Below are 25,397 nucleotides of genomic sequence, written 5' to 3'. Positions count from 1 at the left end.
AGTTCGAACCATCCGGCTCCTGAGGTGTACAGGCCCGCATGAGGATCGCCTGCATGCTGCTCGGCCTGCTCCCAGTTTGGCTATCCGCACAGCACTGCGGCTTCGATTCCTACTCCATCATCGTGGTGCGGCCCCATGCCGAAGGCGATACAGCACTGATCGAGGGGCTGCGGATCATGCTCCTCGACAAGGACAATCTCCCAGCCACGGCAACAGGAACGCCATTCTACCTTTTCCAGCGCAACACGGACCGGCCGACGCGATGGATGCATCCGACCACGTGGAAGCGCCATGGCAAGCGCCAGTTCCCTTTCGCACAGGACAACTACATCCTGGTGGTCCCGAACCATTTCCGCATGGAGGATCACCGCGTGCTCGTGCTCGATGAACGGCCAGGCAACCATGGGCCACGCTACCGGCAGCAGTTGCTGCATCTTCACGCCAGCCAATCCCATCGACTTTGTGGACGATTCGATGATGAAGTGTACGCTGTGGGGCCCGGAGAAGCCGCTTTCACCCCCGTGAACATCTCACTCTTCGAACGATGAGGTCATTGTTCTTCATTCCCGTGCTGCTCCTGGGTGCTCCAGCCTTCGCACAGCCCGGCTTCGACCGCAACTACTGCGGCTTCGCACCGAGCGACAGCATCGACATCACCCACGACGGTATCCCGGATCTTGTAGTGCAGGGTTTCAGCAGCGGCACCGACGATGAGCCGAGCAGTTCCGGCAATTGCTACCTCCATGTCATGAACCTGCCCGGTACCACCATCCTCAACATGCGCGATGAGCAAGGCTTCTGGCGCACCAGGGTCTGCGCCGAAGGGGAACGGATCCCTGCGATGCCCACCCGGCCCCAGGACGACCTGCAGATCCCGCTGGTGAGCTACACGGATGGCTCCATGCAAGTGGCCCACTGGGGCTACGGGCACCAGTCGGCGTTGGTAACGGTGATGCCCGGGCTGGCTGCCCAACGCTACGTGTTCCGAACGATGCACCAAGGCAAGCTGTGGCACGGTTCGTTCGCGATCGACCGATCCACCAGCACGGGCCACGTGATCATCCGCGTGGGTGCGCTGGTGCCGGCCGATCAAGCCTTCGTGGTGCGATGAGGACGCAGGCCCTGCTCATCGGCCTCGGTGCGCTCGCCGTGCAGCTGCAGGCGCAGACCAACCGCATCATCCCCGGCCCTGCGCCCGATGAGTACGTGGACGTGACCGGCGATGGACGCGCCGATCTGCTGATCACCAGCCGCACCATTCATGTTTCGGATCCCCAGCAACCCGGATACCTGGGATCGTACAAGGTGGGTGTGCGTACGTTGAGCGGCACCTCCGTCCTGATGTGGAGCACGCGGAGCAATCAGCGCTGGTACACCTTGGACAGCGCTGCGCGATTGGATACGGCGGTGCTCGCAGCGCGCATCCGGTTCAAGCAACTGCGCTGGACCGATCAGGATCAAGCCACGGAGTTCTGGTTGTTGGAGCGCCCCTTCGGGCCTGCGATCACGCAAGCGGAGGATGGCTGGTACGGCACCGGTGATCATCACGACGGGCACACGCTGGTGCTGCGCAGCGCCAATGAGCGCGGCACGAGCATCGCAGCTTTCGAATTTGAGCTCCCTTATCCCTATGGCCGCGTCGTGGTCAAGTCGAAGGAGGCCATCCGTGTTCCGAACGGCTACGGTGAGGAAGGCGATCCGAGGCCGACGAAGCCGATCGTGAAGGATGGCTACGATTTCGGGCACGAAGAGAGCGAACCACAGGTGATGGTGCCGCCGGGCCTGGCCCCGGATGAGTTCGTGGACCTCCACGATGATGAGGTGAACGATCTGGTGATTACAACCGTGGATGAGCACTGGCACGGCACCGACGGATCCGGGTACTACGTGCGTGGCATATCGCCCCTGCCGGGCACAGCCATCCTCATGACGAACACGCGCTGGGGCATTTGGGGTCCGTTCACGCTGACCGAGGTTGATGAACTGACGCCGGAGCACCTGGCCACCGGCCTGAAGAGCGGAACCATGCGTTGGGCTTCATCAGAGGGCGAGCGCGTGTTCATCGAAATGCTGCGCCACCCGCATGGCATCGACGGCACCGCGAAGGAATGGACCGCCACACCCGCTGCTTCCGCCGGCTACCTCGTGTACCGCACCACCACATACGGGCGGGTTCACATCGGGGCGATGGAGATCATGTACTCGCTGCCCGGTGGTGAGCTCGGTGCTCGGCCGCGGAATTGGGTGGAGGAAGGGCAGGTGCTCCAGGTGCGATGAGCACGATCCATTGGCGCCATCGACATCCGCTCCGACCAGCGGAGCAGGGCCTCAGTCCATCAGCACTTGTTCTGCGATACGCGCTCCACGTGCACGTGGAGGAATTCGACGGAAGTGGTGATGCCGGCCTCGTTGAGCAGCCGCCGCACGAGCGTGATGGCATCGGCCTTCTCCTGGATGGTCGGGCGTTCAAAGCGCACCACGATGATGCCCGCGCGCTGGCAGCTGTATTCGATGTTGGCACCGGTTTCCTTGCCCACGCGTAGGGCGAAGCGCTGCCACGCCTGCGCATCAACGCCGGGATCGTGCAGGGTGACGATGGCTTCCATGACACCGGAAGGACTGTCTTGCGCGCTGGCCGTCGAGGCCTGTAGCGTGAAGAGCGAGGCCAGCAGGAGGGCGGGCAGGCTGAGGCGGGAGAGGAAGCGGATCATGGCGGTGCAGGGGTTAGCGTTTCACTATTCGCCGTGGATGCGGCCGATGGCGCAGCTCACGTATGATTTTGCTTTCTCGGTGATGCCGCCGGTGCCGCTGAGCGGATAGCCCAGCTTATGCAGCAGCAAGGTGATGGTGCTGCGCTCCGTGGTGCCGTCGTGCGCAACGGTCACTGTGCCGTTGTCCACATCCACCGAGGTGGAGACCACTCCGGGCAGCTCATTCAAGCGCTTGCGCACGGTGCTGGCGCAGCCGCCGCATTTCAGGTTGTCCACATTCAGGTCGAGGATGGGCATGGGCTAAGGGTGATGGGCGAAACTTAGCCCGACGGATCGGCGAAGGGCCTGATCAACCTCACCTGCGGAGGTGATCGTGCTCAGTCGCAAGCGCGCATCTTCGCGGCCGATGGCGACCCTTCCTCTCGTTCGCTCCCTGCGCACCCTCAGCCGCACCGTGCTCATGCTCCAGACCGAATTGCGCCATGGCCGCGTGGACGAGGGCCTCATCGCCGACATCGAGGCGCAGATGGAGCAGGGCATAGCACTGGATGCGCGGTGCACGCCACTGGTGGGCGCTGTGGATGCCTTGCGCGAGAGCATCCTCACGCCGCGCGATGAGCTCCTCAACGATACCGTGCGTGCATGCGAGAAGCTGAAGGATGCGATTGAAGAGTCGGTTGTCGCGTTGCGCTGATCAGAAGCCATCTCAGCATGGTAGTTGGTTGCGAGCCGGAGGAATTCCGCGGCCAGCCGAGGCATGAAACCCAGGCATAGCTGGACGCTCGGTAAGGATTGAGAAACGAAGGATGGCCAGGGAAGGCCCTGGCGCAGCCCGAAGGATGATTTCAAGATGGCTTCTAGCCTGTTCAATTCCTCAATCGCAGGAAAGTCGCGCCAGGCGGGGCATTGAGCGCGCTCAGCAAGCGCCATGAATGATGCGATCGATGATGCTTCGTCGGGAAGGCCCTGCGTGAGCCGTACATTGCAATCCGGCATACAGGCGCTCGAGGGCCCATCGGGTCCGGCCTTGAGGGGTCAGCGCCGCTCTTCTTTATCAACCTGAACCGCTGACGCATGAACATATTCGTGGGCCGACTTTCGCATTCCATCACTGACCTCCACCTGCAGCTGCTCTTCGGCCACTTCGGCGAGGTGAAGCGGGCCGAGGTGGTCACCGACAGCATCACGGGCGTGAGCCGTGGCTTCGGTTTCGTGGAGATGAGCGATTCAAGCGAGGCCAGGAAGGCCATTGACAAGCTCGATGGCGTGAAGCTGGTGGACACGCGGCTGCTGGTGAAGCCCGCACGCACCGAGCAGGGGGACTGAGTCAGCGGCCCGAGCAGCCGCTGCAACCGGTGCAGGTGCCGCTAGCATCCTCTGAGGCGTTCGTCGCGGCCCCCTGCCGCTTCGGCGCCCACAACCACGCCAGATAGCCCGCTGCGGCGAGTACGATCCCGATGGTGATCACGGTCTGCATCAAGGTGCGCAGAGGAAAGCGGTGAGCTGGTAGGTGATGAGGCTGGCAAGGTAGGCCAGTGCGAAGAGGTAGCCGCCCATGATCCACATCTGCTTCCACGAACCGGTCTCGCGCTTCACCACCACGAAGGTGCTGAGGCATTGCGGGGCGAAGACCATCCACAGCAGGAGCGAGAGCTTGGTGGCCAAGGGCCATTCGCGCGTGATGCGCTCGCGGAGCTGCTCATCCAATTCGTCCTCGTCGCCATCCATTGCGTAGGCAGTGCCCAGCGCGCTCACCACCACTTCGCGCGCGGCCATGCCGGGCACCAGCGCGAAGGAGATCTGCTCGTTGAAGCCGATGGGCTTGAACACCTGGTGCAGAGCATGACCGAGCTCGCCGGCGAGGCTTCGTCCATTGTCGCGCGGAGAGGGCACGGTGTAGAGCGCCCACATCACGATGGTGATGGCGAGGATGATGGTGCCCACGCGGCGCAGGAAGATCACGGCGCGCTCCCACAGCCCGATCACGAGGCTGCGCACATCGGGCCATTGATAGGCGGGCAGCTCCATGAGCAGGGGTGAGCGGGCAGCGTGCTTGTCGGAGCGCTTGATGAACCAAGCCACCGTCATGGCCGCCACGATGCCGAGCGCGTACAGGCCCACCATCACCAGGGCGGCAGACAGGGCATCGTCGGGGAAGAGGGCCGCCACGAGCAGCGTGTACACCGGGATGCGCGCCGAGCAGGCCATGAGCGGGGCGATGAGGATGGTGGTGAGGCGGTCGCGCCAATGACTGATGGTGCGCGTGGCCATGATGCCCGGGATGGCGCAGGCGAAGCTGCTGAGCAGGGGGATGAAGGAGCGGCCCGAGAGCCCTGCGGCGCTCATGGGCTTATCGAGCAGGAAGGCCGCGCGCGGCAGGTAGCCCGATCCTTCGAGCGCGAGGATGAACAGGAAGAGAATCAAGATCTGCGGCAGGAACACGATCACGCCGCCCACGCCGCCGATGACGCCTTCCACGATCAAGCCGCGCAAGGGGCCGTCCGCCATATTCGCTTCAACAGCGCTGGCGATTGCGCCGAAGCCATCCTCGATCCAGCCGGAGAGCACATCACCGCCGGAGAACACCGCGAGGAAGGTGACGAAGAGCACGAGCGCGAGCACCGCGAAGCCCCAGACCGGATGCATCAGGAAACGGTCGATGCGGATGCTCGGGTCCTTATCGGTGGTTGGGGAGGTGACGGTGCGGTTGAAGATGCCGAGCACATCGCGCTGCGTGGCCAGCACCTGCTCCACGTCGGGCTGTTTCCAATGCGGCGGCGGTGCTGCACGAAGCGGTTGATCCAAGGCTGCGCGAAGCGCATCGGCGCCGTGCGCGTGCAAGCTCACGGTCTCCACCACGGGGAGGTTGAGCTCGCGGGCGAGCAGGGCCTTGTCGATGGAGATGCCGAGCTGCTTGGCGCGATCCATCTTGTTCAGCACCACCAGCAAGGGCAGGCCGAGCTGTCGCGCCTCGAGCACCAGGCGCAGGTGCAGCCTCAGGTTGGTGGCATCGGCAACGCACACCAGCAGGTCGGGCAAGGCCTCTTTGCTATGTCCGGTGATCACATCGCGCGTCACGGCTTCATCATTCGAGAGCGCGTTGAGGCTGTACGCACCGGGCAGGTCGAGCACCTTGATGCGTCGTCCGCTCGCGGTGCGCATCACGCCTTCCTTGCGCTCCACGGTGACGCCTGCATAGTTGGCCACCTTCTGGCGGCTGCCGGTGAGCAGGTTGAAGAGCGCCGTCTTGCCGCAGTTCGGATTGCCCAGCAGGGCGATGCGCAGCGGCAGGGCAGGAGTGGCGGCGCTCATCTACGCTGAAGGGGTCACTTGGATGAAGGCAGCTTCATGGCGGCGCAATGCGAAAGTGGTGTGGCCCAATCGCACGGCAATGGGATCCCGGCGATGACGGCCTTCATGGATCACCTGCACGCGCTCGCCTGGCACGAAGCCGAGTTCGAGCAGGCGCAGCACGAGGGTGCGCTCAGCCGCATCCGTGGGCACGGTGACGCCGGCAACCGTGGCCGAGCCCTCTTCGGGCAATTGGTCCAGGCTGATGGTGCGCTCGCTTTCCGGTATCATGGAAGGCGGCGAAGGTCCGAACGGAATGGTTGCGTCGGAATACCGCGATTGGGGTATGGTGGGTTGCTTCTGCGGCCATGCGTCGTTCAACCTTGCTTCTGCTGCTTGTCGCCGCATCCGTGGAATGAGCTGCGGAAAGGGCCGATTCTGCATCTTCACCGACCAACCCTGCCCATGCCCCGCATCTTCAACATCATCCGCCAGCGGCTCCTGAAGGAGAACCGCCTCACGCGCTACCTAGTCTATGCCGTGGGTGAGATCGTGCTGGTGGTGATCGGCATCTTGATCGCGCTGAGCATCAACAATGCCAGCGCTGAGGCCAAAACGCGCAGCAAGGAACTGGTACTGCTGCAGGAAATGCGGCAGAACCTAGTGGCGGACCTGCTGGACGTGCGATACAACGTCACCGGCAACCTGAAGCGCATCCGTGCGAATGAAGCGGTCCTGAATGCGTTCCAGGAGCGAACGCCTCTGAGCGATACGCTGGAGAAGCATTATGGAAACATCCTCGGCAACTTCCAGCTCAGCGAGAATACCGCGGCCTGGGAGAACCTGAAGTCCGTGGGCATCGACCTGATCTCTGACGACAGCCTGCGCAATGCCATATCAGCCCTGTACTCCATGAAGTACGTGTACCTGGAGAATGTTGAGAAGGGCCTTGATGATGGCTACCAATGGAACCATGTCTATCCGCAAGTCCTGGAGCACCTGAACGTGGAAGCCATGTGGGTATCGGCCACGCCAGTGGACCATGAGCGGCTCATGGATGACAGGAAATTCCAGGAGGTCGTGAAGATGAACCTCTTCATCCGCAAGTACATGCAAGGGCGGTATGAAGCGATGGAGCATGACATCGCTTCCATTCTGGCACAACTCGATGATCACATTCGGGATCTTAAGTAGAGCAACACCGACCATGATCCGCTTCTTCCGAACCATCCCCCAAAGCCTGCTGGCACAAGGCGGCATCACGCGCTGCTTCACCAATGCCGCTGGCGAGATCGTGCTGGTGGTGGTCGGCATCGGGGCTCACTCGATAGCGAACCTCAAGGCCATCCTCGCTCCGTTGGCATCGGTCAGCTCCAGCAGGCAGGCACCTCCGGGGATCCCATCGAGCGCGATCCCGCCGGATCACGTTCGGGGTCAGCGTGCGGCGAGGATGCACTGCGCCGCATGGTGCCCCATCGCGAAGCAGCCTTGCAGCAGGTAGCCGCCGGTGGGGGCGTCCCAATCCACCATTTCGCCGATGGCGTGCAGCTGCGGGTAGCGCGCTATTGCGAACGCGGGCGTGAGGTCTGCCGGACGTATCCCCCCCACGGTCGAGATCGCTTCTTCAATCGGTCGCAGACCGGTGACCGCTATGCGCAAGTGCTTGCTGTCCTGCACCAGATCGGTGGGGGAGAAGAAGCGCTCCTTCGGCGTAACGGCCTTCACCATGGCCAACTGCACGCGATCCAGGCGCAGGGCCTTCGGGTAGTCGGCTGGTGTGCTGCCGGAAAGCTTGTGCAACAGGTGCTCGGCGGTGCTGTTCGGTTTCAGGTCGATGCGGATGAAGGCCTCCTCACCGCGCTCCAAGGCTTCGCGCACCACCGGCACGATCGGGTAGATCGCGTTGCCCTCGAGGCCGTGCTCCGTGATCGTGGCCTCGCCAAGCACGCTTCGGTCGCCAGCCGTGATGCGGATGTTCTTCAAGGGCTTGCCGGCGTGCGCGGCGATGAAGTGCGCGGGCCACTGCACGTTGATCCCGCAATTCGATGAGCGGAACGGCGCGATGTCCAGGCCGAGCGATGCGAAATGCGCGACCCAATGGCCCGTGGATCCGGTGACGGACCATGACGCGCCGCCCAACGCGAAGAGCACGCGATCCGCTTGCACGGCTGAACGACTGCCCGCATGCTCGATGATCGGGCGCACCTCGGCATCGAAGCCGATGAAGGCATGTTCCAAGTGGAATCGCACCCCGCGCGCGATCAGCCGGTCGCGGATGGCCTGCAGCACATCGATGGGCTTGGTCCCTTTCACCGGGAAGACACGGCCACTGGTGCCCACGTAGGTTTCGATGCCCATCTCCTGCAGCCACGCGCGCAATTCCGCGGGCCCGAAGGATGCGAGGGCTTCATCCAGGAAACCGGGTGGCGCATACATCGCCTTCAACGTTTCGCCCTCCGCACTGTTCGTGAGGTTGAAACCGCCTTGTCCGGCCACGAGGAATTTGCGGCCTACGCTCTTGCCTTGCTCATAGAGGTGCACCTCGCCATGTTGGGCGAGCGCATCGGCTGCGATCAGGCCAGCAGGTCCTCCCCCGATGATCGCGATGCGTTTGCGTTCCATGGAGCAAAGGACAATGATCCGATCCGGCGTTGCCCTAATCCTTCATGATCCGCAAGGTCGTGCGCTCACCCTCCGCATCATGCAGTTGCAGGAGGTGCGCGCCTGCCGGAATGCGCTGCACATCGATCATCCCGTTCATCGGCCGGCCTTCTTGCAGGATCGCACCGGCCATGCTCAGGATCAGGTAGCTCACAACAGATGATCCGTTCACGAGGCGGAGCCTGTCGCGCGCGGGCACCGGCACCACCGATACTTTCGCGCTTGAGGCAGCTGGTCCATCAAGACCCATGGCGTATGGCTGGCCCACGTAAACGATCAGGTAGCTGTTGTCAGCCACCTTCACCACGCTCGGGTCGCCGCCCATGATGTTGGTGCTCACGTAGCCGTTCCAGGTGCCGCCGTTCGGCGAGGAGTTGTACCAGACCCCGTTCTGCCCAGCGCCATAGAAGCGGAGCTCGTTCGGACTTTCCACCATGTAGTTGCCGGTCCAGTTGTGCATGGCGTCGGACGGAATCATGGGCACGGCGTTGAAGTCGATCCCATTGGGCGAGAGGTAGTGGTAAGCGCCATCCTGCGGCGCACCGGCCGGCGCGGCGTAGTGCCAGCCCGGCCCGAAGCGGATCACGGCGGGATCGATCACGGGCATGGTGGCCACGTCCACGCGCGCACCTGGCTCGAAGGTGTAGTTGACGCCATCGGTGGTGTGGGCCGAATAGGTGTTCACTGAGGCATCGAGTCCCATGGGCGGCGTGGCGCTGGATGAGAAGTAGATGCGCAGGCTGTCGCCGCCAAGCTTCACGAGCGTAGGGTCGAAGGGCCGTTGATAGCCCGATGGCAGGCCGTTCACAAGGATCGCTTCGGGCGTAGTCCAGCTCTGGCCGTCATCGTAGGAGAATTTCACGGCGACGCGGTCCCAGGATGGTGAGCCCATGGGCTGGCGGAACCATTGGAAGGCGCATATGAGCGTGTCTGGCTTCCAGCGGATCACTGACGGCACGCCAGAGGAATCCTGGAAGATCGAGGGCACGGAAAAGGTGACGCCATCAGCCGACCACGCCTGCATCAGCGGGCGTTCCCAAGGCTGGGCCTGCACGATGATGGCGTTGAAGGAAGCGCCGACAAGCAGAAGGTGCAATACATGCATGCCGCAAGCTACCTCATCAATGCCCAGCGGCTAGCGCCACAGTGAATGGGTGCTCGCTTCGCCCGATTCGTTATCCACGATCACCACCAAGGGCTCGCTAAGCTTGTCAGGCAAAGGAGGCCTAGTGCTGACGAATGCGTAGGCGCCCTTTCCGGTCATGACTTGTGCGAGTTTGAAGCGATGGATTGGACAACCCCTTTACAGCACAATGCATGGATCATCTACCTATCCGGTTTCGGTAGCACCACCATATGGGGGAGTTTCGCGCGAAGACCTGCGGTATCGGCACCGACGGGTAATTCGCATGCACCGATCTCTATCCGTCGCGGTTGGGGTAATGGTGGTAGTTCATCCACCATCTCGAACAACCACGGCCCATGCAAGCGCAAGGTATCCATGGCAGGTAGTGCCGTCAGCGCGCTCAGGTCGACAAGGCTGTCGCAAAAGGAGATGTCAAGCGCCCGGAGTGAGGTCAACCCGCGCAGCGCTTCGAGGTCCTTCAGCCGAACGCACCTCTTCAAGTCCAGACGACTTAGCCGCGCAAAGCCTTGCAGCCCGCTGAAGTCGGTGAGTTGTTGGCAATTACCCAGGCGAAGTTGCTCCAGCGAATCCAAGCCGCGTATCGCGTTCAAGTCCTTCAGCCAGTCGTTGCTCGCCAGGCTCAGCGTTCGCAGGCTTGTCAGGCCCGACAACTCTTCGATACCGTTGAGCTTTGGGCAATATGCCATAGAAAAGAACCTGAGCCCGTGGAGGTGTTGCAGCCCGCCCAGTTCCTCGATACCGGTGTTCAGAGATATCTCAAGTTCCACGATTCCGGGTGCCCAATGCAATCCACTAAGATCCTTCAGCTCATTGCAGCCAAGGATATCAAGGGATCGCAACGATTGAAGTCCCTGAAGCCATTCGAGATCGACCAATACCTCGGAGTAGACACTCATCGCTTGCGGATCAAGGAGCACCAGATCGCCTTTCCGTTCACGGATCATTTCCGATGAGAGGTTCTCCTCGGCGTAGCTTGATGACTCGATCGTCCGCCGTTCCGGATCCCACATCAGCCCGACTTCACGGAGCGAGCGTGCGGCTCTGTCTTCGGGGCTATTGGCGATGAATGAGGTAAGCAGGATGACGATGAGCAAGGCTGTCGGAGCGAGCCACGGGCGGATCGCACGGAAGGTCGTTTGATGAATGCCGGGCATTACGCGATCCACCTGCAAGGCGAGGAAGTCATGCGCGATCTGCCATTTGCGCTCGCCAGGCTCCGGTTCGGCGGGATTCAGGCAGCGCAGCAGGCCATGGTGTCCGAGTAGTTCCAATTGGTTCTCCAGGGTGCGTACGGACCAGCGCGTCGAGCTCGCCAATTTCCTGACGGCATGCGGTGTTGCGGTCCTGAAATCAGAAAGCAGCGATCGGAGCACTTTGGCCCGGTCGAGCCGCAATTCCTTACCCAATCCGCTCTCCACGTAATAGCGCAGTAGATCGTCGGTCCTTCGCCAGGCCGTAGGATGGTCGACCATACGGAGCAGCACGAGCCCGAGGATGTTAGACACGATCGGCCGGATGCCCTGGCTATCCTCGTACCGTGCGGCCTCTGCGATCACCTTGTCCATGCGCTCCTTCGGCACATTGAGGCCGGGGCAGGCGTTGATGAAGGCCCGCGTGCTGGCAAGTGACATCGGGTACACGGGCATCCAGTTGAGCCGCTCGGTCCGCGCGGGCAGTTCAAGTGCGTCCACCATTGGCTGGTGGTCTTCACGATAGGAGAGCAGGATGGAAAGGCGCGTTGGCCGCAGTACCAACAGCCTGCGGAAAAAATCCCGGAGTTCCTCAACCATCGGCTGATGCACGATCGGTTTTCCCGCGCTCACGGGATCCGCATTGGCGACCGCGCCTTGCAACAGGAAGAACTCCTCGAATTGGTCCAGCACGATCAGCGTGCGATGTCCAGCAGGTGCGATGCTTTCCAAGGCGCTCACCAGTTGAAGGGCATCCAGGTTGCCGGCATCATTGCCGAAAGCCTTCAGCCGTTCAGATAAGGCACCCTTCAACTCAGCAAGCGGATCCTGCCCTGCACGCAAACGGACGACCTCTATACGCGGCTCGGAGTGTTTGCTCAGCTCAGGCGCCAAGTACGCATCGACCAACGAACTCTTGCCAACCCCCGATTGACCAGTGAGCATCAGGACGGGTTCATGCGCGCTCATCAGCCAGCTCAGAATCTTCTCGTATTCCGGTTTACCATTGAAAAGCGCGCTATCCGCTTCCGTCCGTGGCGACGTCGTGAAGTACTCCGCCGTGGGGTCGCCGGTAGGACGGATGCGCAGCTCGCGCTGCCTGATCATGGCAGGCCGCAGGTTGTAGAGGTAGATCAGCAGCAGGATCACCGGCACGGCCATCCAGAACAGGATGCGCAACAGCCACATGCTCTCCGGCAGCTTGTGCAGGTTGTACGCAAGGTAGCCCACCACGCTGGCGAGCAGGGCGAGCACGATGATGTACTCCTTCAGCTCCTTGAGCAGGTCAAGGACCGTTGGCTCACCTTGGGATCCTTTGGACATCGATGGGCTGGCGTTGGAACCCTGTGAATCAAATGTAGACGGATCCTTCCAGACCTCGGGGCATCAAGTCAATGCGGCGGAGAGCAGGCGCGTGTGACCGACCGGCGCTTTGGTCTACCTCCACAACGTCTCCGAGCGCACCTCACCTGTGGCATTATCCACGATCACCACCAAGGGCTCACTCAGCTTATCCGGCACGGGCAGCCGCGTGCCCACGAAGGCGAACGACTCTTTCCCCGGCAGGATCTGCAAGAGCTTGAAGCGATCGATGGCGGTATCCACTGACCAAATGACCCTGCCATCAAGGTCGACACGAGAGATGGCGGTGGTGCCCTTGAGCCCGGGCTCAGAGGTGTGGATCATGAGCGCGCCATCGGGATCGGTGAGGCGAATCGGTTCCGCATCGTCGTCCATGCGCAGGAAGGCCGCATTGAAGTACGCATCGTTGCTGAGCGGATCCATGGAAATGATGCGATGGTACTTCTCATCCACGGGCGCTTCAAGCACACCGCGATGGAATCGGCGCACTGGTAGGCCGTCACCACGAGCAGAGCGAAGTGGCTGCGGGACCACGCGCCGCAAGAACTTCTTCGGAGCGAACTCGCTCATCAGCTCCTCTTCTGAATGGAGCCCGAGCCATTGTCCGTGCGCTACGATGAAACCAGCGGAGAGGTAGGTGTCAGCGCTGATCGCGAAGGGCCATGCGGACTTCGGCACGTAGGGGTCTCGCACTTCTGCGGGTTGCAGCAATGCCAAGCGCTTCAGGTCCACGCCGCCGATGCCGTTGACGTCGAACCACAGGACCTGTCCATCACTGCCGAGGATCTTCGCTAAGGCGAACTGATTCGACGTGAGGCCCTCGGCGATCAGGATCTTCTTCGGCTCGCTCCCATCCATCGGAATGATCAGGATGCTGACGCTCGTGGTGGTGTTTCCGCCGCGGCCGCTGATCTCGGGCAGGTGCGGGTCGGTGGCTTGAATGAGCGAGGCGATGTGGCTTTCGGTGCGCACGCATTCGCCCAGCGGAACTCCGCTCGCGGGGGCCACGGAGAGGACCTTCTTCCCGAACCACATCACAGCGCCGAAGATGAGGGCCGCAACGCCCACGAATAGCGAGAGCTTGAGGCCCAGCGAACGGTACCGCCGGTACCATGCGACGGCGGTCTCCTGTTCATCCTTTGTGTCGCTCATCCGCTGTAGATCATCGTTTGAGCGTGATCCATCCGCCCTCCTCATCGATCACGGCCTTGCAGCTGCTGGCCTTTTGCCGGATCACCTCATCCGCGATGAAGCGCATGATCTCTACGCGCTGATCCACCGCCCAGGAGTGGCCATGCCGCCACTCGCTGGCGCTGCCGATGTGAACGATCGCCACGGCATCGCCTCCGGCGAATTCCCACCAGCCGGAGATGCGGCGGCCATCGGATTCAAAAAGCACGGAGCCGGAGCGCCCCTCTTCGGTGATGATGACCTGTGCCATGCACTTGCTGTTCACGCCTGAATGCGTCGAAGATGCGATCTTCACCGGCACGCGCCCACCATGTCCTGGAAGATCGCCCTCGTCGTCGCCCTGCTCACAGCCATCATCACGGCCTTCGCCACGGTTTTCGTGGCTGACAAGGTCACGGGCCTGCACGGCGTGAGCGACTTCGAGGGCAAGCGCGGCTATGCGATCGTCTTCCTCTTCATCCCAGCGGGCTTCATCGGCGGTTTCTTGTTGGGACTGCTGGGAACCAAGCTCGTGAGCGCAGCGGAATGGATGCAGTTCTGGAAGGCATTGGGCTTGTCGCTGCTGCTGGCCCAAGTGGCGCTCTTCGGCATCGCAGGGCTCAGCCTGCTGTCCATCCCACGCCCCTTGAAGCATCAAGGCGCCTTGCTCGCCTTGGAGGTGGAGGTGCGCGTGCCGCTGGAGCGGATCACGGACCGATCGCGTGAGCCTGATCAGATCCGCATGAGCCTGTATGCAGGACCGAAGGACAACGGCTACGCGACCGTCGATCGATCGGAGTTCCGGGAGGAGGGGGGCTTCTTGATCGTGCCTGTGAGAGCGGATCTGAACACCCGTTCGAGCACGCGCATCCTCAGCTTCCACATCGAGGAGGATACCTGGCTCGCCTTCGACCTGCCCTTGCCCGAATCACCGGAGCCCGGCGATTGGAGCGATCCATCACCGCTGCGCGATGCGCGCACCGCAGGGAATGAGACCGTGTGGTCGGATGTGCTGCTGCGGTACCGTGTGGTGCCGGCTGAAGCCGAGCAGCAGGAGCAGTAGCCGCTCGTGCATCGGCGCGCTGGCACTGCACGGCCCAACATTCATCTTTGCCGACCTCAATTCGCGCAATGGCTTTCAGCAAATGGATCGGTGGCGGGCTCGGCTGGGCCTTCGGCGGCCCCATCGGCGGCATACTCGGCTTCGCCATCGGGGCCATGATGGATCACATGGGCGGCAGCACGGATGGAAGCACCGCGCAGCCTCCGCCGCGCGCCCGCTCCACCACTTCCGGCGACTTGGCCATGAGCCTTGTGGTGCTCACGGCCGCGCTGATGAAGGCCGATGGCAAGGTGACCCAGCGCGAACTCGATCATGTGCGGCGCTTCTTCATGCAGCAGTTCGGCGCGCAGCAGGCCGGTGAGTTGCTCGTGCTGCTGCGCGATGCGCTCAAGCAGGAGATCCCCGTGCACGAGGTATGCGCGCAGGTGCGCCACAACATGCCGCACCCCGTGCGCTTGCAGCTCCTGCATTACCTCATCGGACTGGCCCATGCCGATGGCGAGGTGCACCGTAGCGAGATCGGCCTGCTGCGCACCGTCGCGCACGAACTCGGCATCAGCGAGAAGGACCTGGGCTCGTTGAGTGCCATGTTCCGCACCGCCGATCCAGGTGCTGCGTATGCGGTGCTCGAGATCGACCGCACCGCCACCGACGAGGAGGTGAAGAAGGCTTACCGCCGCATGGCCATGAAGTACCACCCGGACAAGGTGGCGCAGCTCGGTGAGGAGGTGCAGAAAGCGGCGAACGAGAAGTTCAAGAAGGTGCAAGAGGCCTATGAGGCGATCCAGAAGGAGCGGGGGATGAAATAGCCTTAGCGTAAACTTGACGCATGGCCTTTGGGAGAAACGGTAAGGTGGCGAATGCGCTAACAACCGTAGTCTCCATGGTAGCGTTGCTCTGGGTGGCGATATGGAACGGTTACCCGCTGGTTTACTCTGATACCTCCACGTATCTCTCGTCGGGATTCGTCTTGGATACTCCGATCGACCGGCCCATCACTTACGGTGTTTTCTTACGGCTCGTCAGCCTGAATGGCGTCACGCTGTGGACTGTGGTTCTGGCGCAAGCACTGCTGTTGGCCGTCGTTCTTCATCGCCTGCTGAAGGAGGTGGGTTGGGTCGGCGCATGGTCGCGCGCTGGAGGCATCACGTGGATAGCGCTCGTGACCGGCCTGCCCTTCAGCTCGGGCCAGCTGATCACCGATGTGTTCACCCCAATCCTGCTTTGCACGTTGTATCTGTTGCTATGGTCCAAAAGCCTTCCACGGAGGGAAATCTTCGGTTACGGCGCGCTTCTCCTGGTCAGTTACGCCATGCACATGTCGCATATCGGGTTGACGGCGATGGTCCTTGCGCTTGCCTCGATGCTGAAACTGTTCCGGCGATCAAGTGCGCACCCTTCATGGAAGCGCATCGCGCTCCTGGTGCTAATTGCATGTGCTGGTACCGTGCCTATGGGGCCTTCCCTGGCGAAATCGAAGAATACTTTCTATGCCGCACGCATGGCCGAACACGGCGTTCTCCAGCAATACCTGGTGAAGTATTGCGACACTGATCCTGTCACGCTGTGCAAACGGCGAGAAATCATACCGGCCAGCGCTGATTCGTTCCTCTGGGCGAAGGACTCGCCGCAATCGCTTTACACCGATCGGTCAATAATGGAATCGGAGTTTGGCCGGATTCGGTCCACTGTGCTAACAGACCCCGAGCTCCTCATGGCTGAAGGGCGCGCAACTTTGAGATCTATAGCGATTCAACTCACTCGGTTCGCGCCGGGCGATGGAAACGGGGCTTTCGGTCCGGGTACCCTGCTGCACGAACGCTTGGTGCGCCACGTGCCCATGGATGCCAACGCGTATTCACAGGCCCGGCAGATGCACAGGGATGTGTTCGAGTCCGCCATGCCCACCTGGCGCAATGTCCATGAGGCGGGTGTCATGATCGGGCTGGCTGCATTGGTTCTTTTGGCTGCGATCCATCGGCTGCGGGTTCGGATTGGAAGGACAACTTGGGTGATGATTGCTTTCTTGCTTGGAGCGTGCGTGCTCAATTCTGCAGTGAATGCCGGTCTGGTCACTATCGCTGATCGATTCGGCATCAAGATGGCTTGGGCGATTCCCTTCGCAGCGATGATCGGCCTCTACGATGCTCTTAGAAGGGTGCCCCTTGGAAACAGAGCGTGATGGAGCCGCGAATTACCAGCTTCATTTACTCCGCCCTGCTTGTAGCATGGGATTGCAATGGTCAACTCTACTCCGATCCACTTCGCCACAGGCTTGTTGCTGTAGAGGAAGGAGATCTTTGCGCCCATGGTGCATGGGACCTCGTGTTCGAGGAGGAATTCGTTGGTGAGGGAATAGATGCGGATCGTTGGCTCACGCACTATCCATACTGCTACCATTCCGATGAATGTTACGAGAGCCGCGTACATGGTTGGCCGGAGGTGCTCACGGTCAATGCGGATAGCAATGTCATCGTGACCGGCGATGGGTTTCTGAACATCTTGGCCCGCAAGGGCGAACGGGCGTTCTGGTATGGTGTGTCTTCGGTATACACATCAGGCGTTCTTCATAGTCGCCAGTCTTTTTCGAGAGGTCGATTTGAGTGCAGGCTCAAAGTCCCGAAAAGCGAGAGCAAGCATCTCTGGCCGGCATTCTGGCTCTTCGGTGGTGGACCGAATTGCGTTGAGATCGACATTTTGGAGGTAATGGCAAGGCCATCAAATGAATACCACTATGCCCTGCATCGGTACAATGAGCCTTGCAATGGGAAAGTGGCAAGTGAATCAGGTAATCGGGAGCTGGTTGACTTGGCCGACGACTTTCATGTTTACCGTGTGGATTGGGATGTCTGGTTCGTTGATTTCTACATCGATGATGTGTTGATTCATCGTGCGAGTCGTCTCTACGATGTCCTTAATCGCCCCGTGACCACTTGCAACGCACCGCCAGGTATCTATCTGCAGAACCAAGCATTTCCAGCACAGGATGCCCATGTGTCGGTGATCTTGAGCTTGGCTGTGAAGCGGAGGCTATTCACTTCGCCAGCGGGCCAGGACCTCGGCATACATGATCTGCCAGCGACCATGGTTGTGGACTATGTGCGGGTTTACAGGCGCAGGTGAGTGGACCAGATCGACCGCACCGCCACCGACGAGGAGGTGAAGAAGGCCTACCGCCGCATGGCCATGAAGTACCACCCGGACAAGGTGGCGCAGCTCGGTGAGGAGGTGCAGAAAGCGGCGAACGAGAAGTTCAAGAAGGTGCAAGAGGCCTATGAGGCGATCCAGAAGGAGCGGGGGATGAAGTAGAACCGCAGGCCGGCAGAGGGCTGGCGCGGATCAGTCCTCCGGCTTCGGTTCGACCTCGACCGGGCTCTCTTCTCCGGGTTCCACGTAGGGCACTTCCTTCCGTTCGGGCAGGTTGGTGGCGAAGAAGGCCGGCTTCAGGTTGGAGTTGATGGTGATGGCTTTCACCGTGAGCACGACCTCGCCGCCGGGGCCTCCCATCTGCACGATGCTCCGCGGGAACATCACGCCGCCGCTGGCCTGGTGGTCGCTGTAATCAGTGGTGATGGTCACGCTGCGGTCGTCCACCTGCTTCTGCTCCACGCGCCGCACCTTCAACCAAGTGGCTTCGTCGTAATAGTCGCCGAAACTGCCGCCATCGGGCAGCATGGCCACCAGCTTGATCACCGGTTTGCCATCGATGCGGGTGCGGCCCGCCAGGATCAGCCGCTCGATGGTGGCGCCGTAATGCAGCTCGGGCACAGGGTGGCCATTCAGCCGCATCTCGCCCAGGTCGCGGTCCTCGAGTTCCTGCTCGCCCATGGGGCTCCGTCGCACGGCGCGCTCCCCGTCGAACGCCTCTTCCTGCAGCACCGCGCCGTTGCTCTTGGCCGAAGAGCGGAAAAGGCCACCGGGACCGTACCACTGCGTGATCTCCACCGGCACGCCCATCATCTCGGCCTCGATGTCCATGCGCAGATCGGTGATGCGGCCGATGGCCGGGCGGCCACCGATGGCCATGAGGTGGCGCTCGATCACGTCTTGTGCCGTGAGGTCGGTTACCCGCTCAAGTTCTTCGATGTAGCGCTCGGCGTTGTGGTCGAGCTCGATCACCTTCGGGTTGCTGGCCCAGCTCAGGGCCTCGAGCTTATTGAAGAGCTTGCGCCGGTCGCCCACCACGGTGATCACTGCATTGTCCGGATGGAGGAAGGCCTCCGCTGCGGCCTGGATATCGTCCGCTGTGACCGCCTCCAGCCGCTCGAGGTAGGTGGTGTAATGGTCCTTCGGCAGTTCGTTCAGGTAGGTGTTCAGCGCGAAGCGCGCCACGGTGCGCGGGTCCTCGAGGCTGCGTGCGAAGCTGCCGGCCATGTACCGTTTGGCCAGGTCGAGCTCCTCGGCGGTGACACGGCCCATGCGCATGCGCTCGATCTCCTTCAGGGTCTCCGTGATGGCGCTGTCGGTGACATCGGTGCGCACATTGGCGGTGGTGTGGAAGTGGCCGTTGAAGCGGTCGCTCTCGAGGCTCGAGTAGCTGCCGTAGGTCCATCCTTTGTCCTCGCGGAGGTTCTGCATGAGCCGCGCATTGAACACGCCACCACCGAGGATCGTGTTCATCACCTGCGCCGGCAGGGCGCGCAGGTCCTTGGGCTGGAAGCTCAGCGGGAAGCTCACGCGGATCACCGATTGCGCAGCGCCGGGCCGATCCACCAGCACCACGCGGCGCGGACCGCTGGGCGTCTTGGGCTGGGTGAGGAAGCGCAGGGGGCCGATGCCGGGGAGCGTCTCCACATTGTTCTCATCCACCACGGAGTACTTGGGTGCGGGCGCCCATTTACTGAAGCGTTCTTTGGCCAAGGCCTTCGCCTCTTTCTCTGTGACATCGCCTACGAGCACCAGGTAGGCATTCTCCGGACGGAAGAACTTGGCATGGTACGCCACCAGCTGTTCGCGCTGCACCTTCTTCAGGCTGGCCTCTGTGGTGACCTCTCCATACGGATGGGCGCGCCCGAAGGTCATGGCACGGCTTACGGTCTCGCTGGTAGCGGCAGGGTCGTCCTTGCGCTGCTCCACGCCGCTGAGCATGCGGGTGCGTGCCTTGTTGAGTTCCTCATCCGGGAAAGAGGGTGCAGTGGCCACCTCGGCCACGAGTTCCATCATGGGTGCCAGGTGCTTCTTGAGCAGGCTGGCGTGCACGCCATCCGGAGAGGTGTGCAGAGTGGCGCCGAGGCGGTCCACCAGCGCGTCGATGTCCGCTTTGGCCCTTGAGGTGGTGCCCGCTTCGAGCAATTCACCGAACAAGTCGATGAAACCGGCCTTGTCTCCCTGGCTCATGGGGGCATGATCGAAGCGCAGCTGCACATCGACCTTGGGCAGCTTGTGGTTCTCCACCACGATCACGCGCATGCCATTCGGCAGGGTGAAGAAGGTGTGCGCGGCCACCTGCACTTGCGGCGGTGGGGCAGGAGCGGGCGGTTGGCTGCGATCGAGCTGTGCGTTCATCGATGCGGATAAGAGGATCAGGCCTGTGCAGAGGCCGTGGCGCGCGGCGTGGGGCTTCATGCGGGGCATCAGGGTTGTTTCTGGCCGACAGGCAGGTAATGGAGCACCACGCGCGCTTGCTCCGGGAAGTATTGCAGCGCGGCACGCTTCAGGTCGGCCGGGGTGAGCGCGAGGTATCGATCGATCTCGGTGTTCACCAGTTTGGTGTCGCCCAGCAGCATGTGGCAGCGCGCGAGGTCGCTGGCGATGCCCGCCACGCGGCTGCGGTCGTTCACGAGCTCCATTTCGAGCTGTGCCACCAGCTTGTCGAACTCGGCCTTGTCCACGCCTTCCTGCTGGATGCGCCGCAGCTCCTGGGTCATGGCCTGCTCAAGCGCCTCGGCGCTAACGCCCATGTTGGCGATGGCATACAGGATGGCCAAGCCGCCCTGCTCGAAGGGCAGGCTGAAGGCGCCGGTGGCGACGGCCTTCTGCTGCTCGTCCTTCAGCGAGCGGTTCAGGCGGCTGCTGTTGCCGTTGCTCAGCAGGCGATTCACCAGATCGACGGCATAGAAATCAGGCGAACCGGTGGGAGGCACCCGGTAGCCGAGCACCACGGCGGGCAATTGGATCCGGTCGTTGATCACCGCCCGCACTTCCGTGGTGGGACCGGGGTCCTGCACCTGGGGCTGCTGCACGGCGGTCCCTCGAGGAATATCCTTGAAGTACTTGGTCACCATCGCCCTGGCCTGCACCGGGTCGATGTCCCCGGCCACCACCAGCACCGCGTTATTGGGCACGTAGAACTTCTTGTAAAAGGCCTGGTAATCGGCCTCGCTCGCCGCGTTCAGGTCCTCCATGAAGCCGATGGTCGGCCAACGGTACGGATGCGTGGTATAGGCGCGATCGAGCACTTCGAGCAGGATGGTGCCGTATGGCTGGTTCTCGTACCGCTGACGGCGCTCTTCCTTCACCACCTCGCGCTGGGTGTCCACGCCTTTCTGATCCACCTTGGCGTGCAGCATGCGCTCGCTCTCGAGCCAGAGCCCGAGCTCCAGCTGATTGCTGGGCAGCACCTCGTAGTAATAGGTGCGATCGGCTGTGGTGTTGGCATTGAGGACGCCGCCGGCCTTCTCCACGTGCTTGCTGAACTCGCCCCGCCCGATATGCTCGCTGCCCTCGAAGAGCAGGTGCTCGAAGAAGTGCGCGAACCCGCGGCGCGCAGGGTCCTCGTTCTTGCTGCCCACATGGTACATCACGCTCACGCAAACGATCGGCGTGCTGCGGTCCTCGTGCAGGATCACATGCAATCCGTTATCGAGGTCGAATTCTGTGTAGGTGATCGCGCTGCGCTGCGCGGTGGCGGTTGCTGCGAGCATGAAGGCAAGGGGGAGGGCTTGGGTTCGCATGATAGGCCCGACGGCCGGGGGCGCCGAAGGTAAATGGAGGAGGGGTGCACGGTTAAGTCAGTTGGCTCATAGGTGGAGGCAAGCGGCGGGTGGGCAAGCGGCGGGATTCAAGTGACGGGCATGCACGGCGATTGATGGCGCTCGAACAATGGAGGCGCTTTTCGGTTTTCTTCGCGCATCCCAAACCACGCACATGAACCTCCGGATCCTCCTTCCCTGCCTTTTCCTGGTTTCATTGCCCGCCGCCGCGCAGGTCTCCGGCGATCCGGACCTCAGCTTCAGCGGTGATGGCGTCGCGGCGATCGATTTCCCCTCGAACCACGACGACCGCGGGCTTTGCATGCTGGTGCAGCCCGATGGGCGGATCCTCGTGGGCGGTGGATCGCACCAGGGCAATGGGACCAAGTTCGCCCTGACCAGGCTCATGCCCGATGGTTCGCTCGATGTCAGCTTCGGCTCCGGAGGCCGCGTGGCTACGCAAGTGGGCTCACCGCCCAACCTCGATGAGGCCTTCCAAGCGCTTGCCCTGCAACCCGATGGCAAGATCATCGCGGTGGGACGCACCTTCGTGAACGGCAGCGGCTACCGCGCCGCGATCCTGCGCTATTCAGTCACCGGCGTGCTCGACCCCTCTTTCAGCGGCGACGGCATCCAAGTGGATGACCACGGCACAGGTGACGACGATACCTACTACGGCGTCGGCGTGCAGGACGATGGCCGGATCGTGGTGGCCGGGGTGGCCAAGGGCAGCACGGAGTACGATGTGCTCGTGGCCCGCTACACCTCTGCCGGCGCACTCGATGCCACCTTCAGCGGCGATGGCCGGCTCCTCCTTGACATCGGCGGCGTGGACAATCGTGCCAGCGCCATGCTGCTGCAGCCCGATGGGAAGATCGTGGTCGCAGGGACCCAAGGGAATCCATCGCTCGATAGCGACTTCCTGCTCGCGCGCTTCACGGCGGCGGGTGAGCCCGATATCAGCTTCGGCACCAACGGCACGGTGATCTCCGTTTTCGGGCCCTCCACGGATTGGGCCTACTCCATTGCACAGCAGCCCGATGGCCGCTTGGTGGCCGGCGGCATGGTGATCAACGGCGCAGCGGCGAACGTGGCCGTGGCGCGCTACACCACGGCCGGGGTGCTCGATCCCAGTTTCGACATCGATGGTTTCGCCTTGAACCCGTTCAGCGCCGCATGCTATGCGCGCGGGATAGCGGTGCTGCCCGATGGCCGCATCGTTGCCGGCGGCAATTCCGGTTTGAGCCAGCTGATCTGCATGTTCAATGCGAACGGCACGCTCGATATGGGCTTCAGCGGCGATGGAAATGCCACGCCGATGCTGGGCACGGGCAACGCCTTCGGCTACGCGGTGGCGGTGCAGTCGGACTCAAAGGTGCTCATCGCTGGGCAGTCCATCCAGGGCAATGCGCAGAACAACTTCACGGTCACGCGCTATCACACCGGTGTGAATATCAGCGTCGAGGAGGTCAGCCGCTCGGCCATTGCGTTGCAGGTGGCGCCCAACCCGGTCGGTTCGGCGCTCGAGCTGCGCTATGCCTTGGATCGCGCGGAGCGCATCAGCATCAACCTGCATGATGCGAATGGGCGCATGGTGCTCCCTGCGGTCACCGATGCATTGCAAGCCGCAGGCGAGCAGCGCCTGAGCATCGCGCTTGATGCCGGCCTTGCACCCGGTGCGTACAGCCTCGTTGTTTCGAGCGAGCGCGGCGTCATCGGCAGCGCACGCGTGGTGGTGGAGTGATCGTCTATGCCCGAGCCGGGCCTTGCCTCGGCCGGCCATCGCACGGCATCACGTTCACCTCATGGTGCTCTTGCTGAAAGCCTTGGTCAGGGGTCGGAACTAGGTCAGATGTCCTTCCGGTCCAGGTCCTCGAAGTTCACATCGGAGAAGGGCGGAGCATCAGCCGGATTCTCGCGTGGCGGCTGCTCCGCTCCATTGCCGTACTCACCGCTGGCTCGGAGCCGGTCGATCTCGCCAATGGCATCGCGCAGGCCATCGATGAACTTCTCGAAATCCTCTTTGTAGAGGAAGATCTTGTGCTTGTCGTAATGCGCGGAGCCGTCCTCGTGCGTGTGCTTCTTGCTTTCGGTGATGGTGAGGAAAAGGTCCCGCCCGCGCGTGCTCTTCACATCGAAGAAATAGGTCCGCTTCCCGGCCCTTACGGCCTTGGAGTACACATCCTCACGATCGTCGTGCATGGCAGGGTAGGCTTGGGCAAAGCCAAATGTAGCAGCAGGGCTGAAACGGCCAAATCCAGGCGGTGCGGCTCCAAGGCGGGATTCCCGTGGCGGTCGTGCATGCGTCCGGGGCAGGCCGAGGCCGCAGGCATCGCTCATCCGTACCGCTGCAAGGCCTACCTTTATCCCCTTGGCGCTTTTGCCAAGACCAACAAGCGCTGTGCGAGCAGCGCACGATTCCCCAATTCAATGGCAAGTGGTACAGTGAAGTTCTTCAACACGGAGAAAGGTTTCGGGTTCATCACCCCCGAAGATGGCGGCAAGGATGTCTTCGTCCACAAGACGGGCACCGTTGACCAGATCCGTGAAGGAGACAAGGTCACCTACGAGGTGGAGCAAGGCCCCAAGGGCCTCAACGCCGTGCAAGTGAAGCGCGGCTGAACGCACAACGCAGCACCGGAGCCCTCCGCCGTAAGCGGGGGGCTTCTTGTTTCTTGTGGTGGGGGCGTGCAGGCAGCACCCCCTCAGGGCTGAGCGTCACGTGACCAGCTAACTTTCACACGTGCGCACCGCCCAACCGAAGCACGACGTACGCCGCCGCATGCGATTGCGGGCGCTGCGTTACATGGTCACTTTCATGGCCCCTGCCTGGGGCGCTGTGAGTTTCGTTGCCCATGGGGCATGGACCTGGGCCTTGCCCTTGCATGCCTTCGCGCTCGTGCCCCTGGTTGAGCTGTTCCTGCCGCAGCGGCCTGATAACCTCAACGAGGAGGAGTCCGATGCGGCACGGCGCGATTGGGTCTTCGACCTGCTGCTGTATGTGCTGGTGCCCGTGCAATGGGCATTGCTGGTGCTCTTCCTGTTGCAGGTGGGCGAGCCGGGCCTGGCTTGGTGGGAGGTGGCGGGCCGCATCGCGGGCATGGGCATCCTCTGTGGAATCTATGGCATCAACGTGGCGCACGAGCTGGGCCATCGCGCCACGCGGTGGGAGCGCGATCTGGCGCGCGCGCTGCTCCTCACCAGCCTGTACATGCACTTCATCATCGAGCACAACCGCGGCCATCACGCCCGCGTGGCCACGCCCGATGATCCCGCCAGCGCGCGCTATGGCGAATGGCTCTATGCTTTCTGGATGCGCAGCCTGGTGTTCAGTTTCTTGAGCGCCTGGCGCATCGAGGCCGATCGGCAGCGCCAGGCAGGCCGCGCTCCTTTCGGATGGCGGAATGAAATGCTGCAGGCACTCGGCTGGCAATCCGCCCTGGTGGCGGTGATCGGTGCCGCGCTGGGGCTGAAGGTGATGGTAGCCTTCCTGGCCGCTGCGCTTATGGGTGCGCTGCTCCTGGAGACGGTGAACTACATCGAGCACTATGGCCTGCGCCGCAGGCGCGATGCGCACGGCCGTTACCGCCGCGTGGAGCACGTGCATTCCTGGAACAGCGACCACTTGCTTGGCCGTCTCACCTTGTTCGAGCTCACGCGCCACAGCGACCACCACTGGAAGGCGAGCAAGAGGTACCAAACACTGGACAGCATCGAAGCCGCACCGCAGCTGCCCACGGGCTATCCGGGCACCATGATGCTGAGCCTGCTGCCCCCGCTCTACTTCAGGGTGATGCACCCCCGATTGCATGCGCTGGCTGCGCGAGAGCGCGCGCTCGAGTTGGCTGCATGATCGGCGCTCCAGGTTGCACAACCGAATGCCCGGCAACA

Annotated in this window: 27 protein-coding genes; 14 read left to right on the top strand and 13 right to left on the bottom strand. The window is 62.3% G+C overall.

Going from position 1 to position 25,397, the window contains the following annotated elements:
- Positions 1–38: 38 nt before the first annotated feature.
- The 3 genes from IPM12_15410 to IPM12_15400 are packed head-to-tail and all read left to right on the top strand — an operon-like array spanning position 39 to position 2,277.
- Positions 39–548, top strand: a complete 510-nt coding sequence (locus tag IPM12_15410) for a hypothetical protein (GenBank protein ID MBK9149192.1) — start codon at positions 39–41, stop codon at positions 546–548.
- Positions 545–1,111 carry a hypothetical protein gene (locus IPM12_15405; GenBank protein ID MBK9149191.1) on the top strand — a complete coding sequence of 189 codons (567 nt, stop codon included), beginning with the start codon at positions 545–547 and terminating at the stop codon, positions 1,109–1,111. The genes IPM12_15410 and IPM12_15405 overlap by 4 nt, the downstream gene beginning before the upstream one ends.
- Positions 1,108–2,277, top strand: coding sequence for a hypothetical protein (locus IPM12_15400; protein ID MBK9149190.1), 1,170 nt, complete (start codon positions 1,108–1,110; stop codon positions 2,275–2,277). The genes IPM12_15405 and IPM12_15400 overlap by 4 nt, the downstream gene beginning before the upstream one ends.
- A 59-nt stretch (positions 2,278–2,336) precedes the next feature.
- Here IPM12_15400 and IPM12_15395 read toward each other — a convergent pair whose 3' ends face one another.
- Together IPM12_15395 and IPM12_15390 are read right to left on the bottom strand one after the other, a co-directional pair.
- Complete coding sequence (locus tag IPM12_15395) at positions 2,337–2,711, bottom strand: hypothetical protein (protein ID MBK9149189.1); 375 nt, start codon at positions 2,709–2,711, stop codon at positions 2,337–2,339.
- A 24-nt stretch (positions 2,712–2,735) separates the two neighbouring features.
- Entirely contained in the window at positions 2,736–3,008 is a 273-nt protein-coding gene (locus tag IPM12_15390; protein MBK9149188.1) for a heavy-metal-associated domain-containing protein, read from the bottom strand.
- A 109-nt stretch (positions 3,009–3,117) separates the two neighbouring features.
- On the opposite strand from IPM12_15390, the gene IPM12_15385 reads away from it, so the two are divergent.
- Both IPM12_15385 and IPM12_15380 read left to right on the top strand, forming a co-directional pair.
- Positions 3,118–3,405 (top strand): hypothetical protein, encoded by a 288-nt coding sequence (locus IPM12_15385; protein MBK9149187.1) that lies wholly within the window; start codon positions 3,118–3,120, stop codon positions 3,403–3,405.
- A gap of 380 nt (positions 3,406–3,785) precedes the next feature.
- Positions 3,786–4,037: an RNA-binding protein gene (locus IPM12_15380; GenBank protein MBK9149186.1), complete on the top strand. Its 252-nt coding sequence runs from the start codon at positions 3,786–3,788 to the stop codon at positions 4,035–4,037.
- A 1-nt stretch (position 4,038) separates the two neighbouring features.
- Here IPM12_15380 and IPM12_15375 read toward each other — a convergent pair whose 3' ends face one another.
- Genes IPM12_15375 through IPM12_15365 form a run of 3 tightly spaced genes read right to left on the bottom strand, consistent with a single transcriptional unit; the run spans position 4,039 to position 6,293 of the window.
- Positions 4,039–4,188, bottom strand: a complete 150-nt coding sequence (locus IPM12_15375) for a hypothetical protein (protein MBK9149185.1) — start codon at positions 4,186–4,188, stop codon at positions 4,039–4,041.
- Complete coding sequence (locus IPM12_15370; protein MBK9149184.1) at positions 4,188–6,023, bottom strand: ferrous iron transporter B; 1,836 nt, start codon at positions 6,021–6,023, stop codon at positions 4,188–4,190. Before IPM12_15370 ends, IPM12_15375 begins: the two co-directional genes overlap by 1 nt.
- On the bottom strand, positions 6,024–6,293 hold the full coding sequence (locus IPM12_15365; GenBank protein MBK9149183.1) for a ferrous iron transport protein A: 270 nt from the start codon (positions 6,291–6,293) through the stop codon (positions 6,024–6,026).
- Between the two features lie 174 nt (positions 6,294–6,467).
- On the opposite strand from IPM12_15365, the gene IPM12_15360 reads away from it, so the two are divergent.
- Positions 6,468–7,196, top strand: a complete 729-nt coding sequence (locus tag IPM12_15360) for a hypothetical protein (GenBank protein MBK9149182.1) — start codon at positions 6,468–6,470, stop codon at positions 7,194–7,196.
- A gap of 240 nt (positions 7,197–7,436) precedes the next feature.
- On the opposite strand, the gene IPM12_15355 is transcribed toward IPM12_15360, so the two are convergent.
- The 5 genes from IPM12_15355 to IPM12_15335 all read right to left on the bottom strand — a co-directional run bounded on the left by IPM12_15355 (position 7,437) and on the right by IPM12_15335 (position 13,803).
- Positions 7,437–8,624: a TIGR03862 family flavoprotein gene (locus IPM12_15355; GenBank protein MBK9149181.1), complete on the bottom strand. Its 1,188-nt coding sequence runs from the start codon at positions 8,622–8,624 to the stop codon at positions 7,437–7,439.
- Between the two features lie 34 nt (positions 8,625–8,658).
- The gene (locus IPM12_15350) at positions 8,659–9,768 is read right to left on the bottom strand and encodes a hypothetical protein (protein ID MBK9149180.1); all 1,110 of its coding nucleotides are present in this window, start codon (positions 9,766–9,768) and stop codon (positions 8,659–8,661) included.
- A gap of 221 nt (positions 9,769–9,989) precedes the next feature.
- Positions 9,990–12,254 (bottom strand): AAA family ATPase, encoded by a 2,265-nt coding sequence (locus tag IPM12_15345; protein MBK9149179.1) that lies wholly within the window; start codon positions 12,252–12,254, stop codon positions 9,990–9,992.
- Positions 12,255–12,437: 183 nt separating this feature from the next.
- Positions 12,438–13,514 (bottom strand): hypothetical protein, encoded by a 1,077-nt coding sequence (locus tag IPM12_15340; protein ID MBK9149178.1) that lies wholly within the window; start codon positions 13,512–13,514, stop codon positions 12,438–12,440.
- Between the two features lie 10 nt (positions 13,515–13,524).
- Positions 13,525–13,803, bottom strand: a complete 279-nt coding sequence (locus IPM12_15335; protein MBK9149177.1) for a hypothetical protein — start codon at positions 13,801–13,803, stop codon at positions 13,525–13,527.
- A gap of 60 nt (positions 13,804–13,863) precedes the next feature.
- On the opposite strand from IPM12_15335, the gene IPM12_15330 reads away from it, so the two are divergent.
- From IPM12_15330 to IPM12_15310, 5 genes are all read left to right on the top strand, one after another.
- Complete coding sequence (locus IPM12_15330; protein MBK9149176.1) at positions 13,864–14,595, top strand: hypothetical protein; 732 nt, start codon at positions 13,864–13,866, stop codon at positions 14,593–14,595.
- A 68-nt stretch (positions 14,596–14,663) separates the two neighbouring features.
- Complete coding sequence (locus tag IPM12_15325; GenBank protein ID MBK9149175.1) at positions 14,664–15,404, top strand: TerB family tellurite resistance protein; 741 nt, start codon at positions 14,664–14,666, stop codon at positions 15,402–15,404.
- 74 nt (positions 15,405–15,478) lie between these two features.
- Positions 15,479–16,777: a hypothetical protein gene (locus IPM12_15320; protein MBK9149174.1), complete on the top strand. Its 1,299-nt coding sequence runs from the start codon at positions 15,479–15,481 to the stop codon at positions 16,775–16,777.
- The gene (locus IPM12_15315; GenBank protein MBK9149173.1) at positions 16,777–17,718 is read left to right on the top strand and encodes a glycoside hydrolase family 16 protein; all 942 of its coding nucleotides are present in this window, start codon (positions 16,777–16,779) and stop codon (positions 17,716–17,718) included. The genes IPM12_15320 and IPM12_15315 overlap by 1 nt, the downstream gene beginning before the upstream one ends.
- The gene (locus IPM12_15310; protein ID MBK9149172.1) at positions 17,719–17,904 is read left to right on the top strand and encodes a DnaJ domain-containing protein; all 186 of its coding nucleotides are present in this window, start codon (positions 17,719–17,721) and stop codon (positions 17,902–17,904) included.
- Positions 17,905–17,934: 30 nt separating this feature from the next.
- Here IPM12_15310 and IPM12_15305 read toward each other — a convergent pair whose 3' ends face one another.
- Positions 17,935–20,160, bottom strand: coding sequence for an insulinase family protein (locus IPM12_15305; protein ID MBK9149171.1), 2,226 nt, complete (start codon positions 20,158–20,160; stop codon positions 17,935–17,937).
- Between the two features lie 8 nt (positions 20,161–20,168).
- Positions 20,169–21,488 carry an insulinase family protein gene (locus tag IPM12_15300; GenBank protein MBK9149170.1) on the bottom strand — a complete coding sequence of 440 codons (1,320 nt, stop codon included), beginning with the start codon at positions 21,486–21,488 and terminating at the stop codon, positions 20,169–20,171.
- A gap of 193 nt (positions 21,489–21,681) precedes the next feature.
- Between IPM12_15300 and IPM12_15295 the strand changes: the two genes are divergently transcribed.
- Positions 21,682–23,250 carry a hypothetical protein gene (locus IPM12_15295; GenBank protein MBK9149169.1) on the top strand — a complete coding sequence of 523 codons (1,569 nt, stop codon included), beginning with the start codon at positions 21,682–21,684 and terminating at the stop codon, positions 23,248–23,250.
- Between the two features lie 104 nt (positions 23,251–23,354).
- On the opposite strand, the gene IPM12_15290 is transcribed toward IPM12_15295, so the two are convergent.
- Positions 23,355–23,708, bottom strand: a complete 354-nt coding sequence (locus IPM12_15290) for a PUR family DNA/RNA-binding protein (protein MBK9149168.1) — start codon at positions 23,706–23,708, stop codon at positions 23,355–23,357.
- Between the two features lie 228 nt (positions 23,709–23,936).
- On the opposite strand from IPM12_15290, the gene IPM12_15285 reads away from it, so the two are divergent.
- Positions 23,937–24,128: a cold-shock protein gene (locus tag IPM12_15285; GenBank protein ID MBK9149167.1), complete on the top strand. Its 192-nt coding sequence runs from the start codon at positions 23,937–23,939 to the stop codon at positions 24,126–24,128.
- 121 nt (positions 24,129–24,249) lie between these two features.
- Complete coding sequence (locus tag IPM12_15280; protein MBK9149166.1) at positions 24,250–25,359, top strand: alkane 1-monooxygenase; 1,110 nt, start codon at positions 24,250–24,252, stop codon at positions 25,357–25,359.
- The last annotated feature ends 38 nt before the right edge of the window (positions 25,360–25,397 follow it).

This window comes from Flavobacteriales bacterium, from assembly GCA_016716605.1.
GTDB lineage: Bacteria > Bacteroidota > Bacteroidia > Flavobacteriales_F > PHOS-HE28 > PHOS-HE28.
This window is presented reverse-complemented; position numbering and strand designations above follow the sequence as displayed.

What these genes read in the sequence shown, in the direction of transcription:
- IPM12_15315 (MBK9149173.1), top strand. Translation starts at nt 16,777, where the DNA reads ATGGAGCCGCGAATTACCAGCTTCATTTACTCCGCCCTGCTTGTAGCA.
- IPM12_15335 (MBK9149177.1), bottom strand. Translation starts at nt 13,803, where the DNA reads ATGGCACAGGTCATCATCACCGAAGAGGGGCGCTCCGGCTCCGTGCTT.
- IPM12_15295 (MBK9149169.1), top strand. Translation starts at nt 21,682, where the DNA reads ATGAACCTCCGGATCCTCCTTCCCTGCCTTTTCCTGGTTTCATTGCCC.
- IPM12_15405 (MBK9149191.1), top strand. Translation starts at nt 545, where the DNA reads ATGAGGTCATTGTTCTTCATTCCCGTGCTGCTCCTGGGTGCTCCAGCC.
- IPM12_15390 (MBK9149188.1), bottom strand. Translation starts at nt 3,008, where the DNA reads ATGCCCATCCTCGACCTGAATGTGGACAACCTGAAATGCGGCGGCTGC.
- IPM12_15360 (MBK9149182.1), top strand. Translation starts at nt 6,468, where the DNA reads ATGCCCCGCATCTTCAACATCATCCGCCAGCGGCTCCTGAAGGAGAAC.
- IPM12_15395 (MBK9149189.1), bottom strand. Translation starts at nt 2,711, where the DNA reads ATGATCCGCTTCCTCTCCCGCCTCAGCCTGCCCGCCCTCCTGCTGGCC.
- IPM12_15290 (MBK9149168.1), bottom strand. Translation starts at nt 23,708, where the DNA reads ATGCACGACGATCGTGAGGATGTGTACTCCAAGGCCGTAAGGGCCGGG.
- IPM12_15285 (MBK9149167.1), top strand. Translation starts at nt 23,937, where the DNA reads ATGGCAAGTGGTACAGTGAAGTTCTTCAACACGGAGAAAGGTTTCGGG.
- IPM12_15320 (MBK9149174.1), top strand. Translation starts at nt 15,479, where the DNA reads ATGGTAGCGTTGCTCTGGGTGGCGATATGGAACGGTTACCCGCTGGTT.
- IPM12_15305 (MBK9149171.1), bottom strand. Translation starts at nt 20,160, where the DNA reads ATGAAGCCCCACGCCGCGCGCCACGGCCTCTGCACAGGCCTGATCCTC.
- IPM12_15355 (MBK9149181.1), bottom strand. Translation starts at nt 8,624, where the DNA reads ATGGAACGCAAACGCATCGCGATCATCGGGGGAGGACCTGCTGGCCTG.
- IPM12_15350 (MBK9149180.1), bottom strand. Translation starts at nt 9,768, where the DNA reads ATGCATGTATTGCACCTTCTGCTTGTCGGCGCTTCCTTCAACGCCATC.
- IPM12_15340 (MBK9149178.1), bottom strand. Translation starts at nt 13,514, where the DNA reads ATGAGCGACACAAAGGATGAACAGGAGACCGCCGTCGCATGGTACCGG.
- IPM12_15365 (MBK9149183.1), bottom strand. Translation starts at nt 6,293, where the DNA reads ATGATACCGGAAAGCGAGCGCACCATCAGCCTGGACCAATTGCCCGAA.
- IPM12_15330 (MBK9149176.1), top strand. Translation starts at nt 13,864, where the DNA reads ATGTCCTGGAAGATCGCCCTCGTCGTCGCCCTGCTCACAGCCATCATC.
- IPM12_15375 (MBK9149185.1), bottom strand. Translation starts at nt 4,188, where the DNA reads ATGCAGACCGTGATCACCATCGGGATCGTACTCGCCGCAGCGGGCTAT.
- IPM12_15380 (MBK9149186.1), top strand. Translation starts at nt 3,786, where the DNA reads ATGAACATATTCGTGGGCCGACTTTCGCATTCCATCACTGACCTCCAC.
- IPM12_15410 (MBK9149192.1), top strand. Translation starts at nt 39, where the DNA reads ATGAGGATCGCCTGCATGCTGCTCGGCCTGCTCCCAGTTTGGCTATCC.
- IPM12_15400 (MBK9149190.1), top strand. Translation starts at nt 1,108, where the DNA reads ATGAGGACGCAGGCCCTGCTCATCGGCCTCGGTGCGCTCGCCGTGCAG.
- IPM12_15370 (MBK9149184.1), bottom strand. Translation starts at nt 6,023, where the DNA reads ATGAGCGCCGCCACTCCTGCCCTGCCGCTGCGCATCGCCCTGCTGGGC.
- IPM12_15385 (MBK9149187.1), top strand. Translation starts at nt 3,118, where the DNA reads ATGGCGACCCTTCCTCTCGTTCGCTCCCTGCGCACCCTCAGCCGCACC.
- IPM12_15325 (MBK9149175.1), top strand. Translation starts at nt 14,664, where the DNA reads ATGGCTTTCAGCAAATGGATCGGTGGCGGGCTCGGCTGGGCCTTCGGC.
- IPM12_15300 (MBK9149170.1), bottom strand. Translation starts at nt 21,488, where the DNA reads ATGCGAACCCAAGCCCTCCCCCTTGCCTTCATGCTCGCAGCAACCGCC.